The following is a 20,716-nucleotide window of genomic DNA, read 5'->3' as shown; positions in this document are numbered from 1 at the left end:
GGCTGCGCCGGCGGGTGAGGCGACGGCGGTCCCGGCCCAGACCCTGCTGCCCGCGCCCGACCCGGCTCGGCAGCTGCTCGACGGCCTCCTCGGCCGGCCGGAGGGCAGCACGGTCAACCTCTGGCTCGCGGCCTGTGCCCGGCACGGTCGCGGGGCGGCGCCCGAGCACTGGTCCCGGCTGGCCGGGCTGGCATCGCGCTCGACCGTATACGACCGGCTGCTGCTGGCGGCCGTGCTCGGTGCGCGGGGCCGCTGGTTCGTCCGGCAGAACCCGGACTGGGCGAAGCTGGCGGAGGCACTGGACGAAACGGGCGAGCGAGCGAGAGCGGCCGCAGCCGTGGCCGCCGCCGGTCCGGACCAGATCGCCAGGGACCCTCAGCTCCTGCTGAGCGTGCCCGATCCGTGGCCGGATCACCTCCTCGACGCCGCGTTCGCCGGTCTGGTCGGCGGCGGGATGGGCACCGCCGCGCGGCCGTACGCCCGGGCGATCGGAGCCCGGCTGACCACGACGCAATATGCGGAGCTCAACCGGTCGGCGGCGCGCTTCCTGGAACTGCCGCAGCTCACCCCGGCGCAGCGCCGCGGCGTTCGCAGCCTGTTCGTCGAGATCGAGCGGACCGGCTTCGACCGGATCGAGATCGACCGAGCCTTCGACCCCGACGCCGTACGCGTCTTCAAGATCACCATCCCGCCCGTCTGAGCGACCAGGAGCACGATGACCGACCCGACCACGCGGCGCGATGCCGGTCGCGACCTCGACGCGCGGCTGCGCCCGCACGCCGAGCAGGCGTACGCCGCCGAGCTGGCCGCGCTGGCCCGGCACGACGACCGGCCGCGCCCGCCGCAGTGGCGGCTGTCGCCGTGGGCCGTGGTGACCTATCTGATGGGCGGCGAGCTGGCGGACGGGACCGCGATCGCGCCGAAGTACATCGGCTCCCGGCGGCTGATCGAGGTCGCCGTCGCGACCCTGGCGACCGACCGGGGACTGTTGCTGCTCGGCGTCCCGGGCACCGCAAAGTCGTGGGTGTCGGAACACCTGGCCGCGGCGATCTCCGGCTCCTCCACGCTGCTCGTCCAGGGCACGTCCGGCACGCAGGAGGAGGCGATCCGCTACGGCTGGAACTACGCCCGGCTGCTGGCCGAGGGCCCGACCGAGGCCGCGCTGGTCCCGTCACCGGTGATGACGGCCATGCGGGAGGGCCGGATCGCCCGGCTCGAGGAGCTGACCCGGATCGTCAGCGACGTCCAGGATGCCCTGATCACGGTGCTGTCGGAGAAGGTGCTGCCGATTCCCGAGCTCGGCACCGAGGTCCAGGCGCTCAAGGGCTTCAACGTGATCGCCACCGCGAACGACCGGGACAAGGGCGTCAACGAGCTGTCCTCAGCGCTGCGCCGGCGGTTCAACACCGTCGTGCTGCCGCTGCCCGCCGACCCCGAGGACGAGGTGCGGATCGTCAGCACCCGGGTGGCCGAGCTGTCCGCCAGCCTGGAGCTGCCTGACGTGCCGGCGGCGGACGACGAGATCCGGCGGGTGGTGACGGTCTTCCGGGAGCTCCGCTCGGGCGTGACCGGCGACGGCCGGACCACGGTCAAGAGCCCGTCCGGCACGCTGTCCGCGGCGGAGGCGATCTCGGTGATCACCAGCGGGCTGGCGCTCAGCGTGCACTTCGGCGACGGCCGGCTGCGGCCGGACGACGTCGCCGCCGGGATGGTCGGTGCCATCGTCAAGGACCCGGTGGCCGACGCGGTCGCCTGGACCGAATACCTCGAGCTGGTAGTCCGCAACCGGTCCGGCTGGGGAGAGTTCTACAGCGCCTGCCGGGAGGTGTCGTGACCCTCGAGGTGTACGGGATCCGGCACCACGGTCCGGGGTCGGCCCGGTCGCTGGTGGCGGCGCTCGACGCGTATCAGCCCGATCAGGTGCTGATCGAGGGTCCGGCCGATGCCGACCCGGTGATCCGCTGGGCGGCGTCGGAGGACACGGTGCCGCCGGTCGCGCTGCTCGCCTACGCGCCGGACAAGCCGAGCCTGGCCGCCTTCTGGCCGTTCGCGGTGTTCTCGCCGGAGTGGCAGTCGCTGACCTGGGCGCTGCGCAACCAGGTCGACGTCGGGTTCTGCGACCTGCCGGCCGCGAACGCGCTGGTGGCCCGGTTCGCCCGACCCGGGTCTGACGGCGATGGGCCCGACGGCGATGGGTCCGACGGCGAGCAGACCGACCTGCTGGATGAGGATCCGCAGCGCGCGCTGGCTCGGCGCGACCCGCTGGCAGCGCTGGCCGCCGCCGCGGGGTACGACGACGCGGAGCGCTGGTGGGACGACGTGATCGAGGCGCGCCGCGACGACCTCGGGTCGACCGGCCGGGGCCCGTTCCCGGCCCTGACCGAGGCGATGGGGGAGTTGCGGTCCCAGCTACCCCCGGTCGATCCCGCCGAGGCCGGGGTGGAGGCGCGGCGGGAGGCGTACATGCGGCAACGGATCCGGGCCGCGATCAAGGCCGGCCGGGAACGGATCGCGGTGGTGTGCGGCGCCTGGCACGCGCCGGTGCTCGCCGGCCCGCTGCCGCCCGCGGCGGCCGACGCGAAGCTGCTCCGCGGCATGCCGAGGCGCAAGGTGACCACCACCTGGGTGCCCTGGACGCACGCCCGGCTCGCCTACGCCAGCGGGTACGGCGCCGGCATTGCCTCGCCCGGCTGGTACCACCACCTGTGGACCGCCGAGGACCGGCCGATCACCCGGTGGCTGACCCGGGTCGCCGGCACCCTGCGCGGCCGGGACGTGGTGGTGTCCAGCGCGCACGTGATCGAGGCCGTCCGGCTGGCCGAGACGCTGGCGGTGCTGCGTGGGCGGCCGCTGGCCGGTCTGGCCGAGGTCACCGACGCCACCCGGGCCGTCCTGTGCGACGGCGACGAGCTCGCCGTCCGGCTGATCACCGACGAACTGGTCGTCGGCCAGGCGCTCGGCAGCGTCGACCCCGACGTACCGACCGTGCCGCTGGAGGCGGACCTGATCGCTCGCTGCCGGCGGCTGCGGATCCGGCGCGACACCACGCCGACGCTGCACGACCTCGACCTGCGCAAGGCGTACGACCAGGAGCGGTCGGTGCTGTTCCACCGGCTGCGGGTGCTCGGCCTGGACTGGATCCAGCCCGCCGAGAGCGACGTCGCCAGCCGCGGAACGTTCCGGGAGACCTGGCAGTCGGTCTGGCGGCCGGAGCTGTCGCTGGCGATCGTGGAGGCGGCGGCGTACGGCACGACAGTGGAGACCGCCGCGACCGCCCGGCTGCTGGAGACGATCGCCGAGGGCAGTCTGGTCGAGCTGACCCAGGCCGCCGAACGCTGCCTGCGAGCCGACCTGCCCGCGGCGCTGGCGGAGCTGCTCGCCACCCTGGCGGCCAAGGCCGCGCTCGACGTGGACGTGGTGCACCTGATGGACGCGCTGCCGCCGCTGGCCCGGGCTCAGCGCTACGGCGACGTCCGCGGCACCGACACGTCCGCGCTGGCGGCGGTGAGCCGGACCCTGCTGGTCCGGATCTGCGCCGCGCTGCCCGCCGCCGTCACCGGGCTGGACGAGGACAACGCCCGGCTGATGCGGCGCCGGGTCGACGCCGTGCACGGCTCGATCGGGCTGATCGAGCCGCAGGCGCCGCCCGACGGCGCGACGTCGTTGCGCCGTCGCTGGCTGGACATGCTGGCCGGCTGGGTCGAGCGCCGCGACGTGCACGGCGCCCTGCTCGGCCGGGTGGTCCGGGTGCTGACCGACGCCGAGGTGCTGACCGACGCGCCGGCGCGGGTGCACCGGGCGCTGTCCTACGGCGCGCCGGCCGCCGACAAGGCGGCCTGGGTGGACGGCTTCTTCTCCGACGGCGCGCTGCTGCTGATCCACGACGCCGAGCTGCTGGAGCTGCTCGACCGGTGGGTGGACGAGCTGGACGAGCAGGAGTTCACCGACGTACTGCCGCTGGTCCGTCGCACGTTCGCCGGGTTCAGCGCACCGGAGCGGAGGACGATCGCTGATCGGGTCGACGGCCTGCGCCGGGCCGCGCGGAGGCGGACGGTCGAGGAGGACCTGGACCTGGCGCTGGCCGGGCCGGCGCTCGCGACCGTCGCGCTGATCCTCGGCAGTGCCGCGGGTGCCCTTCGACGGGCTCAGGGCACGTGAGCGGCTCCGAGCGGGACCAGCGCTGGCGGCTGCTGCTGGGCGAACCGGCGGAGGAGGCGCTGGACGCCGGGCTGTCCGCGGAGCAGCAGGGGATGGACCGGGCCTTGGCCGCGCTGTACGAGGAGGAGGGGCCCGGCGGCGGGCGTGACGGCCGGCCGCAGCAGCGGTCCGGCAGTCTCGGCGCATCGGCTCCGCGGGTGGCCCGCTGGCTCGGCGACATCCGGACGTACTTCCCGACCAGCGTCGTCCAGGTGATGCAGCGCGACGCGGTCGAACGGCTCAACCTGACCTCGATGCTGCTCGAGCCGGAGCTGCTCAGCTCCATCCAGCCCGACGTGCACCTCGTCGGGACGCTGGTCGGGCTCAACCAGGTGATGCCGGAGACGACCCGGTCCACCGCCCGCGCGGTGGTCCGCTCGGTGGTCGACGAGATCGAGCGCCGGGTCGCCGAGCGGACCCGGTCGGCCGTCTCCGGCGCGCTGAACCGGGCCAGCCGGACCCGCCGGCCGCGCTGGTCCGACGTCGACCTCGGCGCCACCATCGGCCGCAACCTCGACCACTACCTGCCCGAGCACAAGACGGTGGTGCCGCAGCGGCTGGTCGGCCGGGCGCGCAGCTCGCGCGGGCTGGCGGCGGAGATGATCGTCGCGATCGACCAGTCGGGCTCGATGGCGGAGTCGATCGTCTATGCCTCCGTGTTCGCCGCCGTCCTTGCCTCGATGCGGACGGTGAAGACGTCGCTGTTCGCCTTCGACACCGCGGTCGTCGACCTGTCGGACCGGCTGGCCGATCCGGTCGAGGTGCTGTTCGGCTGCCAGCTCGGCGGTGGCACCGACATCAACCGCGCGGTCGGCTACTGCGCCAGCCTGGTCGAGCGGCCGAGCGAGACGATCTTCGTGCTGATCTCCGACCTGTACGAGGGCGGCGTCGCCGACGAGCTGCTCCGCCGGGTGAACGAGCTGGTCGGTGCGGGCGTCCGGGTGATCTCGCTGCTGGCGCTGTCGGACGCCGGTGCGCCGGCCTACGACCACGAGCTGGCGGCCGCGCTGGTCGAGCTGGGCGTGCCGAGCTTCGCCTGCACCCCGGACGCCTTCCCGGACCTGCTGGCGGTCGCCATCGCCGGCGGCGACGTCGGGCAGTGGGCGGCGGCGCAGCAGGATCGCGGGCGCTGACCCGACGGCCGCATAGACTGTCGCTTTTCCCTCCGCGAGAATTCCCGCCCGGACCAATACCGCGCGGGTAGAAAGACGACACCCATGCTGGCGTTCCTGATCATCGGCGGGATCGGCATCGTGCTGTTGCTGATCGCCGTCATCGTCGGTGACGCGCTGGGCGGCGCGCTGGACAGCATCGGGATCGGCGCCGACTGGGTGACCGGCGCCGTCGCCGGCTTCCTCGGCGCCTTCGGCTTCGCGGGCGCACTCGCCCTCGGGCTGACCGACAGCACCCTGGTCGCCGTTCTCGTCGGGCTCGTCGCCGGGATCGGCTTCGGCGCGCTCGCCGCCTGGGGGACCCGCGAACTCCAGCGCGGCGACGACAGCACGGTCCGCAGCGCCGCACTGGTCGGGCTGACCGGGACCGTGATCAGCGCCATTCCCGAGCAGGGCTACGGCGAGATCAGCGTCGTCGTGGCCGGCCACCTGACCAAGCTGAATGCCCGCTGCGCCGAGCCGGTGCCGAGCGGGCACGCCGTGATCGTCGACGCAGTGCTGTCGCCGACCTCGGTCAGCGTCACCCCACGGATGCTCTGACCCGCAAACGCGGACTTGTCAGGTTCTCAGCGCGCTATAGCGCGCTGAGAACCTGACAAGTCCGAGGAAACGAAAGGAAACTGCCCAGATGGACTTCTTCAGTCCTACCCTGATCGCCATCGTCGGCCTGGTCGTCCTGGTCGTGCTGCTGGTGCTGCTGATCACCTCGCGCTACAAGGTGGCGGGCCCGAACGAGGCGTTCATCGTCACCGGCCGCAAGCGCAGCCGGGAGGTGAAGAACCCCGAGACCGGGCTGATGTCGACCGACCTGTCCGGCCAGAAGGTGGTGATGGGCGGCGGCGTGTTCGTGGTGCCGCTGGTGCAGAAGCTGCACGTGCTCGACCTGTCCAGCCGCCGGATCATGGTCCAGATCAAGGGCGCGGTCTCCGGCCACGGGGTCAAGCTGAACGTCGACGGGGTCGCCATCGTCAAGGTCGGCGGCAACGAGGACTCGATCCGGGCGGCCGCCCAGCGCTTCCTCTCCCAGCAGACCGAGGTCGAGACGTTCACCCAGGAGACGCTGGCCGGATCGTTGCGCTCGATCGTCGGCTCGCTGTCGGTGGAGCAGATCATCCGGGACCGGGCCGCCTTCGCCCAGCGGGTGGCCGACGAGTCGGAGTCGTCGCTGACCGGTCAGGGGCTGGTGCTGGACACCTTCCAGATCCAGGACATCACCGACGACGGCAGCTATCTCACCGACCTGGGCCGCCCGGAGCGGGCCCGGGTCCAGCAGCTCGCCGCCGTCGCCGAGGCGAACGCCCTGCAGACCGCGCAGCAGGCCAAGATCGAGGCCGAGCAGAACATCGCGGTCCGGCAGCGCGAGCTCGCCCTGAAGCAGTCCGAGATCTTGTCCGAGACCGACGCCGCGCAGGCCCGGGCCGCGTCGGCCGGGCCGCTGGCTCAGGCCGAGCGGGACCAGGCGATCCTGCTGGAGCAGGAGAAGGTGGCCGTCCGGCAGGCCGCGTTGAAGGAACGCCAGCTCGACACCGAGGTGCGCAAGCCGGCCGACGCGCAGCGCTACAAGGTCGAGACCGAGGCCGAAGCGCGGCGCAACGCCGCGATCTTGGAGGCCGAGGCGCGCAAGGCCGCCTCGATCCGCAACGCCGAGGCCGAGGCGGAGACCGCCCGGCTGACCGGCGAGGGTGACAAGTCCCGGCGGTCCGCGCTGGCCGAGGCGGAGGCGATCGAGGGCGCCCGGCGGGGCGAGGCCGAAAAGGCTCGACGGGTCGCGAACGCGGAGGCGACCAGGGCCGAGGGCGACGCGGAGGCGTCGGCCATCCTGGCCCGCGGGCAGGCCGAGGCGGAGGCGATGGACAAGCGGGCCGAGGCATTCGCGCGCTACAACGACGCGGCCGTGCTGCAGATGCTGATCGAGGTGCTGCCGCGGCTGGCCAAGGAGGTCGCGGCCCCGATGGCCTCGATCGACAAGCTGACCGTGATCTCCACCGACGGTGCCGGCGAGGTGCCCAAGCAGGTCACCAACAACGTCGTCCAGACGCTGGAGCTGCTCAAGAACACCACCGGGGTGGATCTGGAGGGTCTGATCCAGCGCTACTCCGGCAACGGCAAGGCCGTCGATGTGACGCCCGAGGCCTGACACCGGGGTGTGAGTCTCGTCTCGTCGGTCCGCGTGGGAACGGCGGGAGGAGACGAAGACCACTTCACACACTGGTGTTATCCGGAGAGGCCCGTGAGACCATCGTCTGCGTGACAGCGCTCCCCTCCGTGTCCTACTCCATCACCGTCCGGCTCGAGGTCCCCTCCGGTGCTCCGGCGGTCAGCCAGCTGACCAACGCCGTCGAGAGCGCCGGAGGTGCGGTGACCGCCCTGGACGTGACCGCCTCCGGCCACCAGCGGCTCCGGGTCGACGTGACCTGTGCCGCCCGGGACACCGATCACGCCGACCTGCTGGTCGAGGCGATGCGGCTGGTGCCCGGCGTGGTGATCGGCAAGGTCTCCGACCGGACCTTCCTGATGCACCTCGGCGGCAAGATCCAGATGGACGCGAAGCAGCCGATCCGCAACCGCGACGACCTGTCGATGATCTACACCCCCGGTGTCGCCCGGGTCTGCATGGCGATCGCGAAGAACCCCGACGACGCCCGCCGGCTGACGGTGAAGCGCAACTCGGTCGCGGTGATCACCGACGGCTCGGCCGTGCTCGGCCTGGGCAACATCGGCCCGGAGGCGGCGCTGCCGGTGATGGAGGGCAAGGCGGCGCTGTTCAAGCGCTTCGGCGACATCGACGCCTGGCCGCTGTGCCTGGACACCCAGGACACCGAGGAGATCATCACCGTGGTCAAGGCGGTCGCCCCCGGCTTCGCCGGGATCAACCTGGAGGACATCTCCGCGCCGCGCTGCTTCGAGATCGAGGCCCGGCTGCGCGAGCTGCTCGACATCCCGGTCTTCCACGACGACCAGCACGGCACCGCGATCGTGGTGCTGGCCGCGCTCTACAACGCGCTGCGGGTGGTGGAGAAGGACATCAGCGACGTACGCGTGGTGATGTCCGGCGCCGGCGCCGCCGGCACGGCGATCATCAAGTTGCTGCTGGAGGCCGGTGTCGACGACGTCGTCGTGGCCGACATCTCCGGCGTGGTACACAAGGGCCGCGAGGGGATCAGCGGGGAGCTCGCGTGGCTCGCCGAGAACACGAACAAGCTCGATGTCGCGGGCACCTTGAAGGACGCGATCGTCGGTGCCGACGTGTTCATCGGGGTGTCCGCGCCGCGGGTGATCGACGCCGGCGACGTGGCGAGAATGGCCGATCGGGCGATCGTGTTCGCGCTGGCCAATCCCGAGCCGGAGATCGACCCGGCGGAGGCGATCAAGTACGCCGAGGTGGTCGCCACCGGGCGGAGCGACTTCCCCAACCAGATCAACAACGTGCTGGCGTTCCCGGGCGTGTTCCGCGGGCTGCTGGACGCGCGCTCGTCCGACATCACCCCGGCGATGCTGCTGGCGGCGGCGCGGGCGCTCGCGTCGGTGGTCACCGACGACGAGCTGAACGCCTCCTACATCACGCCGAGCGTGTTCCATGCCGACGTGCACCACACGGTCGCGGCCGCGGTCCGGCGCGCCGCGGGCGGTCCCGAGCACCTGCCGACCGATACCGAGGTCGCGCTCTGAGCACCACCTCGCGGCCGAGCGCCGGCCCGACCGAGGCCGGCGCCCGGCGAGGCTGGTCCGGGCCGTTGCTGATCGTGGCCAGCGCGCTGGCCGTGATCGTGCACCTGTACGGGCTCTACCGGGTGACCGGGCCGCCGGGGGTGTCCTGGTTGCCCGACAGCGACAAGGTCGAGCATGCTGTCGGTTTCGCCCTGCCGGTGCTGCTGATCCTGCTCACCCTGGACCGGTACGGCCGCCGCTCGGCCCGCTGGCAGTGGCTGGTGGCCGGCGCCTTCGCCGCGCACGCGGTCGTCTCCGAGCTGATCCAGCACTGGTTCTACGTCGACCGGACCGGCGACCCGCGCGATGCGCTCGCCGACTGGATCGGGGTGGCAATCGGCTGGCTCGGCTACCGGCTGATCAGGAAACGGTCGGACCGACGGTAAGGTCCCGAGGGTGACCGATCGGCAGCCGGCCGCCGGCAATCTGCTGGTGGCGAGCATCCTGCTGGCCGACGGTGTGTTCAACCAGACCGTGGTGCTGGTGCTGGACTTCGACGAGGACGGCGCGCTCGGGGTGATCCTGAACGAGATCTCCCAGACCCAGCTGGAGTCGGTGCTGCCCGACTGGGTGCCCGCGGTGTCGGAGCCGAAGCTGTTGTTCCACGGCGGCCCGGTCTCCCCGAACGGCGCGATCTGCCTGGCCAGCGTGGTCGCCCGGGGCGAGGAGCCGCCCGGCTGGCGGCCGCTGTTCGACAACGTCGGGCTGCTCCACCTGGACACCCCGCTCGAGATCGTCCGCGGTGCGTACGCCGACCTGCGGATCTTCGCCGGTTATGCCGGCTGGGCTCCCGGACAGCTGCAGTCGGAGCTGGAGGAGGGCATGTGGCACGTGCTGCCCGCGGCGTACGACGACGTCTTCGGCACCCGGCCGACCGAGCTCTGGCGCAGCGTGCTGCGCCGCCAGGCGACCGAGCTCGCGATCTTCTCCACCTGGGTCGAGGACCCCGAGCTGAACTGAGCCGCTGACGACGGGACGGGCCGGTCCGGTCGCTCAGGGGTGGCTGTGGACCTCTTCGGCTGCGAGCACGCTCCAGCCCGGCTGGAGCGAGCGGATCCAGCTCTCCACACCGGCGATGTGGACCCGGGAGGCGGCCGCGGCCAGTTCCGCGTCGCCGGCCTCCAGCGCGTCGGCGATGACGCGGTGCTCGTCCAGCGTCCGTTCCAGCGCGCCGGGGACCGACACCCCGCGCCAGGCCCGGACCCGCAGCGTGGGTGCCGCCAGCCCGTCGAGCAGGGCAGTCAGCAACGGGTTGCCCGATGCGTCGGCGATGGCGTGGTGGAACTCCCAGTCGAGCTCGACATATCGGCCGACCTCGTCGGGCACCACCGCGTCGGGGATGAAGGAGCGCACCCGGGCCAACGCCTCCGGGCTGATCCGGGTCGCGGCCAGGGCGGTCGCCGCCGGCTCCAGGATCCGGCGGACGGCGACGAGGTCGGGCATCGACTCCTCCCGCTGCAGGTCGACGGCGAGGCCGATCGCCCCGAGCAGCAGCTCCGGGCCGAGGCCGGTGATGTAGCTACCGTCGCCCTGCCGGGTGTCGATCACCCCGAGCAGGGTGAGGGCGCGGACCGACTCGCGCAGGGAGGTCCGCGACAGGCCGAGCTCGGCGGCGAGATCGGCCTCCGGCGGCAGCCGGTCGCCGGGGGCCAGCTGCCCGGTCAAGATCATGTGTCGGATCTTGGTGATCGCGTCGTCCGTGACGCTCTTGCGGCCCCCCCGGCCCACGCCATGGGGATGCAGCCGGGCGGTCTTCGCGACCATGGTCAGCGCCCGCCCAGGCCGGACAGCGCGATCCCTCGGACGAGGTACTTCTGCAGCACGATGACGAGGATCACGGTCGGCACCATCGAGATGGTAGCGGCCGCCATCAGCAGCTCCCACCGCTGGCCCTGCTGTCCCAGGAACAGCTGGAGACCCAGCGGGACCGTCATCCGGCTGGTGTCGCTGATGATGATCAACGGCCAGAGGAAGCTGTTCCAGTAGCTGATGAACGTGAACACCGCGAGCACGGCGAAGGCAGGCGCCGAGATCGGCACGATGATGCTGCGCAGGATCCGGATGTGACCGGCGCCGTCGATCTTGGCGGCCTCCTCGAGCTCGATCGGAATGGTGAGGAAGAACTGACGCAGCAGGAACGTACCGAAGGCGGTGAAGGCCCAGGGCAGGATCAGCGCCTTGTAGGAGTTCACCCACTCCAGCTTCTGCATCACCAGGAACATCGGAATCACGATCACCTCCTGCGGCACGATCAGCGTGCTGAGGTAGAGCACGAACAGGCCGCCGCGGAAGCGGAAGTTCAGCCGGGCGAACGCGTACGCCGCCATCGCCGAGGCAACCAGGGTGATCGCGGTGCCGACCGCCGCGACGAAGATCGTGTTGAGGATGAACCGTCCGAACGGCAGGTAGTTCCACGCCTCGGGGAAGTTGCTGAACTTGACCTCGGAGCCGATCAACGTCGGCGGCACCGTGAACACCTCGGCGCTCGGCTTGAGCGCCGACACGATCATCCAGACGATCGGCACCAAGAAGAGCAGCGCGATCAGGCTGAGCAGGAGCTGGGAGAGGATCGAGCGCACCGTCCCGGGCCGGCGGCGATGGCGTCCGACCCGGCCGCCTCGCACGATGGACTGTTCGGCGGCCGCTGCGGTCTGCACGTCACTGGTCATAGTTGACCCACCGCTTCTGTCCGATGAACTGGAGGATGGTGATCAGCAGGATGATCACGAAGAGCACCCACGCGATCGCCGAGGCCAGACCCAACTTGTAGAACTGGAAGCCCTGCTCGTAGAGATAGACCACCATCGTCGTGGTGGCGTTGCCCGGTCCGCCGCCGGTGAGGACGTACGCCTGGGTGAAGACCTGGAACGACGAGATCAAGGTGAGCACGACGGCGAAGAAGATCGCCGGCGTCATCAGCGGCAGCACGATCCGGAAATAGCGCGCGATCGGGCTGGCACCGTCGATCGCGGCGGCCTCGACGAGACTGGCCGGGACGGCGTCGAGAGCGGCGGAGAAGACGAGCATGTTGTAGCCGAAGCCCTGCCAGATCGACAGCATCACCACCGCCGGCATGGCCCAGTCCTTGTTGCCCAGGAAGTTCGGGGCCTGGAATCCGAACCAGGTCTGGCAGAGCGAGTCGATCAGGCCGTTCGGCGCCAGGATCAGGGAGAAGATCGCCGCGTTGGCGACGACCGGGGTCACCGCCGGGATGAAGAAGATCGTCCGGTACAGCCCGCGCAGCCTGATCCGGGGACTGCTGATCCAGGTGGCGAGACCGAGGGAGATGACGATGTTGAGGGGGACGTACGCGACCACGAAGACCAGCGTGTTGCCGATCGCGGTCCGGAACTCCTTGCTGTGCAGCAGGGTCTGGTAGTTCTTCCAGCCGGTGAACGTGTGGTCGCCGATCACCGGCCAGTTGAAGAATCCGAGCAGCAGCGAGGCGATGATCGGGAAGGCAGTGAAGGCCAGCAGTCCCAGCATGCTGGGGGCCAGGAACCCGGCCGCGACCTTCCCGTCACCGCGTCGGCCGCCCGTTCGGCCGGCAGAGATCCGGCCGGGCGCGCCCGGTGCGGTGACGTTGACTGGCACGGCCATGGGCTCTCCCTTCGGGTTGGGAAAGCGTGATGCCGGCCGTTCGGGCCGGCATCACGCTCACTCCATGATCAGGTCACGAGCCTCCGGCTGCCTGGGTCTGGCTGAGCAGGTCGTCGACCGAGCCCTGCCCGTTGTAGGTGAGCACGGCCTGCTTGGAGAAGGTCGTCACGACCTGCTGCCAGGTCGGCGTCGTGGTGTACGGCACGGCATTCGCCAGCGCGGCGTCCATCACCGGCTTGACGTCGGCGGTGTTGTTGCCCTTGTACCAGGAGTCCTGGGCCGAGATCAGCGCCGGATAGGCCCGGCCCTGCTGACCGAGATAGTTCTCGGCGTCCGACCCCACCATCACGCTGACCGCCTGGAATGCCTCGTCCGGGTTCTTGCAGTCCTTGGTCACACCGAAGCCGGAGCCGTCGGACCAGGTCTTCGAACCGGCCGCGCCGGCCGGCATCGGCGCGATACCCACCTTGAACTTGGCCTGAGCCCGGGCGTTGATCAGGTCCCACGGTCCGTCGAGGGACATGAAGGCGTTGCCCGACAGGAACTGGTTGGCGCTCGCCGAGGAGGAGTTCGCGCTAGGGATCTGCGGCGCGAGCTTGTCCTTGCTGACCAGGTCGGTGTAGAACTGCGCGCTGGCGTGCCACTCGGGGTTGTCGACGTCGAGCTGGCCCTGGTCGTTCAGGTTCGTCTTGCCCGACGAGCTGAGCACCCACGGATACAGGTTGCCGATGTCGCTCTGCACCCAGTAGGCGTATTTCGGCGGTTTGTTCAGCGCCTTCGCGTCGTTCATGAAGTCGTCGGTGGTCCAGCCGATCGCCGGCTCCTTGAGCCCGGCTGCCTTGAACGCATCCTTGTTGTAGAACATGATGAACGGCCCGACGTCGTAGGGCAGCGCGACCTGCTTGCCGTCGTACTGCAAGCCCTTGGTGATGCTGGGCACGTAGTCGCTGGCCTTCACGCCGGCCTTGCTCATGTAGTCGTCCAGGGGCACGAGCAGATTGCCGAACTGGGGCGCGCGCTGCCCCTGCAGGCCGATGACGCACGGCGCGTTCCCACTCGCGGCCTGGGTGGTGAGCTTGGTCCAGAAGTCGTTGAACGGCGCCGTCTGGAACTCGATCTTGATGTTCGGGTACTTCTGGGTGACCATGTCCGCCACGTGGAGCCAGGCGTTCTTCTCCACGTCCGAGCCGGACCACATGAACCAGGTCAGCGTGACCGGGCCGCCGCTGCCGGAGCCGGAGCTTCCCGGATTGCTTCCGCTGGTGTTGCTGCACGCAGCCAACACGATCGTTGCGGCCGCCGCCGCCAACACCTTGGTGAGACGGGAGATTCGCATCAGCACTCCTCGCGCCGGACGTCGTTGTCTGGGTTTGGCGCCCGGGCTGCGGACCGCGTTGAGCGTCAAGACCTCGTATGTCTGATCGTCACTCTCTTTGTCCTCGCTGTCAATGATTCTCCCGGATTGCTCTTCATTTGACCGGCCAGATCGCAATGCTGGAAGGAAAGCGGACCATCGAGGGGCTTGTGCGACGAGATCGCCGACTGCACAATGTCATCAGAGGTCCGATGACTACGCTCGATGAGGGGAACAACCATGGCGGCGCAGCGGTCCGGGGCCGACGACGAGCGCGCGGCCATCCTGCGGCGGATCGACGAGGGCATCGACGCCGGTCCGTTCGCGCCGGACTGGGACCTGCTCTCGGCCACCTATCAGGTGCCCGACTGGTACGTCGACGGCAAGTTCGGCATCTTCGTCCACTGGGGCCCCTATTGCGTGCCGGCCTTCGCCAACGAGTGGTATCCGCGCGAGATGTATCGCGCCGGCACCCGTCAGTTCGAGCATCACCGCGCCACGTTCGGGCCGCATGACCGCTTCGGCTACAAGGACTTCATCGCCGGCTTCACCGGCACCGCCTTCGACCCGGTCGAGTGGGCCACCCTGTTCCGTCGCGCCGGCGCCCAGTTCGTGGTTCCCGTCGCCGAGCACCACGACGGCTTCGTCATGTACGACACCGCGCTCAGCCGGTGGAACGCCGCCACGATGGGACCCCGCCGCGATGTCGTCGGGGAACTGTCGGACGCGGTTCGGGCGCAGTCGATGGTCGCCGGCGCCTCCACCCACCGGGCGGAGCACTGGTGGTTCTTCAACGGCGGCATGCGGTTCGACTCCGACGTCCGCGATCCGGCCTACGCGGACTTCTACGGTCCGGCCCAGCGCGAGGAGATCCGGCCCAGCGTCGCCTTCTTGGAGGACTGGCTCGCCCGCACGGTGGAGATCGTCGAGCACAACCGGGCACAGCTGATCTGGTTCGACTGGTGGATCGAGCAGGACGTCTTCAAGCCGTGGCTGGCCAAGTTCGCGGCCTGGTACTACAACTGGGGCGTCGCCAACCGGCGTCCGGTGGCGATCAACTACAAGTTCGACGCGTTCGCGCCCGGCTCCGCGGTGTTCGACGTGGAGCGCGGCCAGCAGGCCGGAGCCCGGCCGATGCTCTGGCAGAACGACACGTCGGTCGCCGTGTCGTCCTGGGGCTGGATCGAGGGCCAGCGCTACAAGGACGTCCGGGTGATCCTCGGCGACCTGATGGACGTGGTGGCCAAGAACGGCGCCCTGCTGCTGAACGTCGGCCCGCGGCCCGACGGGTCGTTCGAGGCCGAGGAGGTCGCCCTGCTGCACCGGATCGGCGACTGGCTCTCGACCAACGGCGAGGCGGTCTACGGCACCCGGTCGTACGTCGTCACCGGCGAAGGTCCGACCCAGGTCGCCGACAGCTTCCTCAGCGACGAGAGCCGGGTCGACTTCACCGCCGCCGACGTCCGCTTCACCGCCCGTGCGGACGTGGTCTACGCGACGCTGCTGCGCTGGCCGGCCGACGGCCGGGTGGCGATCACCAGCCTCGCCGGTCCGGACGCGGGTGGTCCGGCGGTCGCCACGGTGGAACTGCTCGGCAGTCCCGGCCAGCTCGAGTTCAGCCAGTCCGCTGACGGTCTGCGCGCGGTGATCCCGCCGGCGGGTCCGGACTCGCTGCTGCCGGTGCTGAAGATCACCCCGCAGGATCGGATCCCGGACGCCCGCAAGTACGAGGTGCGGAACTGAGGCAGGTGAAGGAGGCGGCATGAGTCAAACCACGGTCGCGACCGCGGGTGTCGCCTCGCCCGGGGTGGACCGGATCGCCAGGCTGGAGGTGCACGACGTCAGGTTCCGGACGTCGCTGGAGCGCGACGGCTCGGACGCGATGAACCCGTTTCCCGACTACTCCGCCGCCTATCTGATCCTGACCACCGATGCCGGCGAGACCGGCTACGCGATGGTGTTCACGGTCGGTCGCGGCAACGACGTCCAGGCCGCCGCGATCAAGGCGTTCGAGCCCCTGGTCGTCGGGGTGTCGATCGAGGAGGCCGTCGCCGACACCCGAGCGTTCGCGCGCCGGCTGATCGGCGACAGCCAGCTGCGCTGGCTCGGCCCGGAGAAGGGCGCGATCCACATGGCGGCCGGAGCCGTGGTCAACGCGGTCTGGGACATCGCCGCGCGGCGCGCCGGCAAGCCGCTGTGGCGGCTGCTCGCCGACCTGAGCCCCGAGCAGATCGTGGCCCTGGTCGACTTCCGCTACCTCCGCGACGCGCTCACCGAGGAGGAGGCGCTGGCGATCCTGCGGGCCGCCGAGCCCGGCAAGCCGGAGCGGGTCGCGATGTTGCTCGAACGCGGCCAGCCCGCCTACACCACCACGCCGGGCTGGCTCGGCTACGACGACGCCAAGCTGGCCCGGTTGTGCGCGGAGGCCGTCGACGACGGCTTCGAGCTGATCAAGCTCAAGGTGGGCGCCGACCCGGCCGAGGACGTCCGCCGCTTCGGCGTCGCCCGCGCGGCGGTGGGCCCGGGGACGGCGATCGCCATCGACGCGAACCAGGTCTGGGGCGTGCCCGAGGCGATCGCCTGGATCACCGAGCTCGCTCCGTTCGACCCGTACTGGATCGAGGAGCCGACGATGCCGGACGAGATCCTCGGCCACGCGGCGATCCGCGCCGCCGTGGCACCGATCCGGGTCGCGACCGGCGAGCACGTGGCGAACCCGATCATGTTCAAGCAGCTTCTGCAGGCGGCTGCGGTGGACGTCCTCCAGATCGACGCCTGCCGCGTCGGCGGGGTGAACGAGAATGTCGCCACCATCCTGCTCGCGGCCAAGTTCGGCGTGCCGGTCTGTCCGCACGCCGGCGGTGTCGGGTTGTGCGAGCTGGTGCAGCATCTGGCGATGTTCGACTTCGTCGCCGTGTCCGGCGACTGGGACGGTCGCTATTTGGAGTACGTCGACCACCTGCACGAGCACTTCGCGACGCCGGTGGTGATCGAGAGCGGCCGCTACCGGGCGCCGCTGGCACCGGGCAGCGGTGCGGAGATGATCACCGAGAGCGTCCGCGCCCATACCTACCCGACCGGTTCGGTCTGGCGTGACGGTTGACCAGACGAGGGGAGACATGATGGACGAGTCGATCTGGGCCGACCTCGTACGCCCGCTGCCGGACTGGTTCGCGCACGCGAAGCTCGGCATCTTCGTCCACTGGGGCGCCTACTCGGTGCCGGCCTGGGCCGAGCCGACCGGCGCGCTCGGCGCCGTACCCGACGACGAGTGGTTCACCCACAACGCCTACGCCGAGTGGTACGCCAACACCATCAGGATCGCCGGCAGCCCGGCCGCGGCGCACCACCGCGAGACCTACGGCGACGCGCCGTACGACGACTTCCTGGACGCCTGGCGGGCGGAGCGGTTCGACCCCGCCGGCTGGGCGAGCCTGTTCGCCGAGGCCGGCGCCTCGTACGTCATCCCCACCACCAAACACCACGACGGCATCGCGCTCTGGGACGCACCGGCGACCGGCACCCGCAACACCGTGCACCGCGGTCCGCGGCGGGACCTCGTCGCCGAGATCGCCGAGGCGGTGCGAGCCGCCGGGCTCAGGTTCGGGGTGTACTACTCCGGCGGGCTCGACTGGCACGTCACCGACTACCCGCCGCTGACGAGCGGCCGGGAGGTGTCGCAGGTCCGACCGCGGGACGAGGCCTATAACGCCTACGCGATGCTGCACGTCCGCGACCTGATCGAGCGCTATCGCCCCGACGTGTTATGGAACGACATCAACTGGCCGGATGCGGCCAAGCGGACCGGGGCCTGGTCGCTGCACGAGCTGTTCGCCGACTTCTACGCCGGCAACCCCGAGGGCGTGGTCAACGACCGCTGGGGCATCGGATTCGCCGACTACGCGACCAGCGAGTACGAGCACGGGCTGGAGAAGGAGTCCGAGAGCGCCTGGGAGAACTGCCGCGGAATCGGCTTCTCGTTCGGCTACAACCAGGTCGAGGACGAGCGCCAGATCCTGTCCGGTGGCCAGCTGGCCCGGCATCTGACCGATGTCGTCTCCCGCGGCGGGCGGCTGCTGCTGAACGTCGGCCCGACCGCGGCTGGTGAGATTCCCCCGATCCAGCAGGCGTCGCTGCGCTCGCTCGGCCGGTGGACGGCCCAGGTCGGCGACCTGCTGGCGCACGGTGTTCCGGTGCCGCCGGAGGTGGCCGAGTCGTCGGACGAGCCGTGGGTACGTTGGCTGGAGACCGGCGACCACCTGGTCGCCTTCGTGGACGGGCCGAGGACGACGTTGCCGGCGCACCGCCACCCGAACGCGGGCGAGCAGGCCGTCCGATTCCTCGGCGAGGGAACCGACGGCCCGGTGGCGGTGCTGTTCGGAAAGCACTGACTGCCGGACAGGTCGCGAACGAGAAAAGAGAACGAGGAAAGGGATCGGATGGAGTACACGAAACTGGGGCGGTCGGCGATGACCGTCAGCAAGATCTGCCTGGGCACGATGCACTTCGGGCCGCGCGCCACCGAGGAGGAGTCGCACGCGATTTTGGACGCCGCGCTGGAGCTGGGCATCAACTTCGTCGACACCGCGAACGTCTACGGCGGTGAGGCTGGGCGCGGCAGGTCCGAGGAGATCATCGGCAGCTGGCTGGCGTCCCGGCCGGGGGTTCGCGACGACATCGTGCTGGCGACCAAGGTCTACAACCCGATGGGCGACCTCGGGGTGGCGGCGGACGAGCGCGGCTTCTCCGCGTACAAGGTCCGCAAGCACCTCGCCGACTCGCTGCGCCGGCTGCAAACGGACCGGATCGACCTCTACCAGACCCATCACATCGACGAGCAGGTGTCGGCCGAGGAGTTCTGGGGGACGTACGAGCGGATCGTGACCGCCGGCGACGTGCTCTATGCCGGGTCGAGCAACTTCTCCGGTTGGGGGCTGGCGAAGGCCCAGTCGCAGGCCTGGCAGCGCGGGTTCGTCGGGTTCGTGTCCGAGCAGACGCAGTACAACCTGCTCAGCCGGCTGCCGGAGCTGGAGGTGCTGCCGGCGGCGCAGGACTTCGGCATCGGGGTGATCGTCTACATGCCGGTCGCGGGTGGCCTGCTGACCGGCAAGACGGCATCGCTCGACGGCTCGCGAACCCGCCAGGTGGAGGAGGAGTACGGCATCCGGATCGGCCCCGACAACAGCCAGTTCCGTGACTTCTCGGCCCTGTGCGGGGAGATCGGCGAGCCCGAGCACGTGGTGGCGACCGCCTGGGTGCTGCAGCATCCGGCGGTGAGCTCGGCCATCGTCGGCATCCGCACGGTCGACCAGCTGGCCGGGCTGGACCGGGCGGCCGGACTGAAGCTGGACGCCGACGCGATGGGCAGGCTCGATCAGATCTTCGACATCAACGCCGGACGCCGGATCGGACCGGGCCGGTCTCCGTGGTCCCACGCCTGGTGAGACCTCAGAGCTGGCCGGCCTTCTTCAGCGCCAGGTAGTGGTCGGCCAGCGCCGGAGCGAACCGGTCGGGCGGCGCCTGGACGACGGAGATGCCCAGATCGCGCAGCGTCCGTTCGACCACCGCGCGGCGGGCGACGTCGACCTCGGCGGCGGCTGCCGCGTAGACCTCGCCGGCATCGCCACGGCCGGTCCGCAGGACGTCGATCGCCGGGTCCGACACCGCCGCCAGCACCACCTTGTGCCGGCGGAGCACCGGCCCGAGCACCGGCACCAGACCGTCGGTCACGGCGGCGGCGTCCAGCCCGGTGAGCAGCACGACCAGGCTGCGCTGGCTCACCCGCTGCAGCACCTCCGAGACGAGCAGCCGGTGATCGGTCTCGACCAGCACCGGCTGCACGTCGGCCAGCGCGTTCACGAAGGTGGGCAGCACCTCGGCGGCCGACGCCCGCAGGATCCGGGCCCGGACCTCGCGGTCGACCGCGATCAGGTCCACCCGGTCCCCGGCCCGGGAGGCCAGTACGGCCAGCAGCAGGGCGGCGTCCATCGCGTGGTCGAGCCTCGGCTGGTCGCCAACCCGACCCGCGGAGGTACGTCCGGTGTCGAGCACGATCAGCACATGCCGGTCGCGCTCGGGCCGCCAGGTCCGCACGACCACCGTGCTGGAGCGGGCCGTGCCGCGCCAGTCGATCGAGCGCACGTCGTCGCCGGGGACGTACTCCCGCAGGCTGTCGAACTCCGTCCCCTGGCCGCGCTGCAGGATGCTCGCCCGGCCGTCCAGCTCGCGGAGCCGGGCGAGCCGGCTCGGCAGGTGTTTGCGGCTCTCGAACGGCGGCAGTGCCCGCAGCTTCCACGGCGCGCGGTGACGACGTTGCCGGCCGGCCACGCCGAGCGGGCCCAGCGCGCGGATCACCACCGGACCGGCCGGCAGGTCGCCACGCCTTCGGGGGCGGAGGGTGATCGAGGTGAGCCGGCGCTGGCGTGGGGGCAGGTCGATCGGCTGGACCCCGCCGCGGGCGCCGGCCGAGGGGGTCCACGCGTTCCGCACCACGCCCCGCAGCCGGCGCGGGCCGGTGTTGGTCAGCAGCAGCGTTCCGGCCGCCTCGTCGCCCAGCCTGACCGAGGTGTCCCCGCCGCGCCTCGCGCTCACCGCCGCCGGCGACGGGCAGAGGGCGAGATCGACGCCGATGACGACCGCCAGGATCGCGGTCGCGATCGGCGGTGCCCACCAGCCGGCGCCGGCG

General features: G+C 70.9%; 18 protein-coding genes. 13 read left to right on the top strand and 5 right to left on the bottom strand.

Features of this window, described 5'->3' with window-relative positions; translation table 11 throughout:
- The 9 genes from ABD747_RS00170 to ABD747_RS00130 all read left to right on the top strand — a co-directional run.
- The coding region (locus tag ABD747_RS00170) for a DUF5691 domain-containing protein (RefSeq protein WP_344801038.1) at nt 1–700 on the top strand (700 nt) is incomplete at its 5' end.
- A 15-nt stretch (nt 701–715) separates the two neighbouring features.
- Nucleotides 716–1,834, top strand: a complete 1,119-nt coding sequence (locus tag ABD747_RS00165; protein WP_344801037.1) for an ATP-binding protein — start codon at nt 716–718, stop codon at nt 1,832–1,834.
- A complete protein-coding gene (locus ABD747_RS00160) occupies nt 1,831–4,158 on the top strand; it encodes a DUF5682 family protein (RefSeq protein ID WP_344801036.1) in 2,328 nt (775 codons plus the stop codon). The genes ABD747_RS00165 and ABD747_RS00160 overlap by 4 nt, the downstream gene beginning before the upstream one ends.
- Nucleotides 4,155–5,330: a VWA domain-containing protein gene (locus ABD747_RS00155; protein WP_344801035.1), complete on the top strand. Its 1,176-nt coding sequence runs from the start codon at nt 4,155–4,157 to the stop codon at nt 5,328–5,330. Before ABD747_RS00160 ends, ABD747_RS00155 begins: the two co-directional genes overlap by 4 nt.
- An 84-nt stretch (nt 5,331–5,414) precedes the next feature.
- Nucleotides 5,415–5,909: a hypothetical protein gene (locus ABD747_RS00150; protein WP_344801034.1), complete on the top strand. Its 495-nt coding sequence runs from the start codon at nt 5,415–5,417 to the stop codon at nt 5,907–5,909.
- Nucleotides 5,910–5,997: 88 nt separating this feature from the next.
- On the top strand, nt 5,998–7,506 hold the full coding sequence (locus tag ABD747_RS00145) for a flotillin family protein (protein ID WP_344801033.1): 1,509 nt from the start codon (nt 5,998–6,000) through the stop codon (nt 7,504–7,506).
- A gap of 110 nt (nt 7,507–7,616) precedes the next feature.
- Nucleotides 7,617–9,038, top strand: a complete 1,422-nt coding sequence (locus ABD747_RS00140) for an NAD-dependent malic enzyme (RefSeq protein ID WP_344801032.1) — start codon at nt 7,617–7,619, stop codon at nt 9,036–9,038.
- Nucleotides 9,039–9,103: 65 nt separating this feature from the next.
- Entirely contained in the window at nt 9,104–9,463 is a 360-nt protein-coding gene (locus ABD747_RS00135) for a VanZ family protein (protein WP_425562454.1), read from the top strand.
- A 10-nt stretch (nt 9,464–9,473) separates the two neighbouring features.
- Nucleotides 9,474–10,037: a YqgE/AlgH family protein gene (locus tag ABD747_RS00130; protein WP_344801031.1), complete on the top strand. Its 564-nt coding sequence runs from the start codon at nt 9,474–9,476 to the stop codon at nt 10,035–10,037.
- Between the two features lie 33 nt (nt 10,038–10,070).
- Here ABD747_RS00130 and ABD747_RS00125 read toward each other — a convergent pair whose 3' ends face one another.
- The 4 genes from ABD747_RS00125 to ABD747_RS00110 all read right to left on the bottom strand — a co-directional run bounded on the left by ABD747_RS00125 (nt 10,071) and on the right by ABD747_RS00110 (nt 14,013).
- The gene (locus ABD747_RS00125; RefSeq protein ID WP_344801030.1) at nt 10,071–10,841 is read right to left on the bottom strand and encodes a FadR/GntR family transcriptional regulator; all 771 of its coding nucleotides are present in this window, start codon (nt 10,839–10,841) and stop codon (nt 10,071–10,073) included.
- 2 nt (nt 10,842–10,843) lie between these two features.
- The gene (locus ABD747_RS00120; RefSeq protein WP_344801029.1) at nt 10,844–11,746 is read right to left on the bottom strand and encodes a carbohydrate ABC transporter permease; all 903 of its coding nucleotides are present in this window, start codon (nt 11,744–11,746) and stop codon (nt 10,844–10,846) included.
- Nucleotides 11,736–12,677 (bottom strand): carbohydrate ABC transporter permease, encoded by a 942-nt coding sequence (locus ABD747_RS00115; protein ID WP_344801028.1) that lies wholly within the window; start codon nt 12,675–12,677, stop codon nt 11,736–11,738. Before ABD747_RS00115 ends, ABD747_RS00120 begins: the two co-directional genes overlap by 11 nt.
- A gap of 73 nt (nt 12,678–12,750) precedes the next feature.
- Nucleotides 12,751–14,013 (bottom strand): ABC transporter substrate-binding protein, encoded by a 1,263-nt coding sequence (locus tag ABD747_RS00110; protein ID WP_344801027.1) that lies wholly within the window; start codon nt 14,011–14,013, stop codon nt 12,751–12,753.
- 243 nt (nt 14,014–14,256) lie between these two features.
- Between ABD747_RS00110 and ABD747_RS00105 the strand changes: the two genes are divergently transcribed.
- Genes ABD747_RS00105 through ABD747_RS00090 form a run of 4 tightly spaced genes read left to right on the top strand, consistent with a single transcriptional unit; the run spans nt 14,257 to nt 19,475 of the window.
- On the top strand, nt 14,257–15,774 hold the full coding sequence (locus ABD747_RS00105) for an alpha-L-fucosidase (RefSeq protein WP_344801026.1): 1,518 nt from the start codon (nt 14,257–14,259) through the stop codon (nt 15,772–15,774).
- Between the two features lie 19 nt (nt 15,775–15,793).
- On the top strand, nt 15,794–17,134 hold the full coding sequence (locus ABD747_RS00100; RefSeq protein WP_344801025.1) for an enolase C-terminal domain-like protein: 1,341 nt from the start codon (nt 15,794–15,796) through the stop codon (nt 17,132–17,134).
- Nucleotides 17,135–17,150: 16 nt separating this feature from the next.
- Nucleotides 17,151–18,422 (top strand): alpha-L-fucosidase, encoded by a 1,272-nt coding sequence (locus ABD747_RS00095; RefSeq protein WP_344801024.1) that lies wholly within the window; start codon nt 17,151–17,153, stop codon nt 18,420–18,422.
- 48 nt (nt 18,423–18,470) lie between these two features.
- Nucleotides 18,471–19,475 (top strand): aldo/keto reductase, encoded by a 1,005-nt coding sequence (locus tag ABD747_RS00090; RefSeq protein WP_344801023.1) that lies wholly within the window; start codon nt 18,471–18,473, stop codon nt 19,473–19,475.
- Nucleotides 19,476–19,479: 4 nt separating this feature from the next.
- Here the strand turns inward: ABD747_RS00090 and ABD747_RS00085 are convergent.
- On the bottom strand, nt 19,480–20,716 hold a 1,237-nt coding region (locus ABD747_RS00085), incomplete at its 5' end, for a DUF58 domain-containing protein (RefSeq protein ID WP_344801022.1).

The organism is Microlunatus ginsengisoli (genome assembly GCF_039537205.1).
Classification (GTDB): Bacteria; Actinomycetota; Actinomycetes; order Propionibacteriales; family Propionibacteriaceae; genus Microlunatus; species Microlunatus ginsengisoli.
Note: the sequence above shows the minus strand (reverse complement) of the source record. Positions and strands in the feature narration are given on the sequence as shown.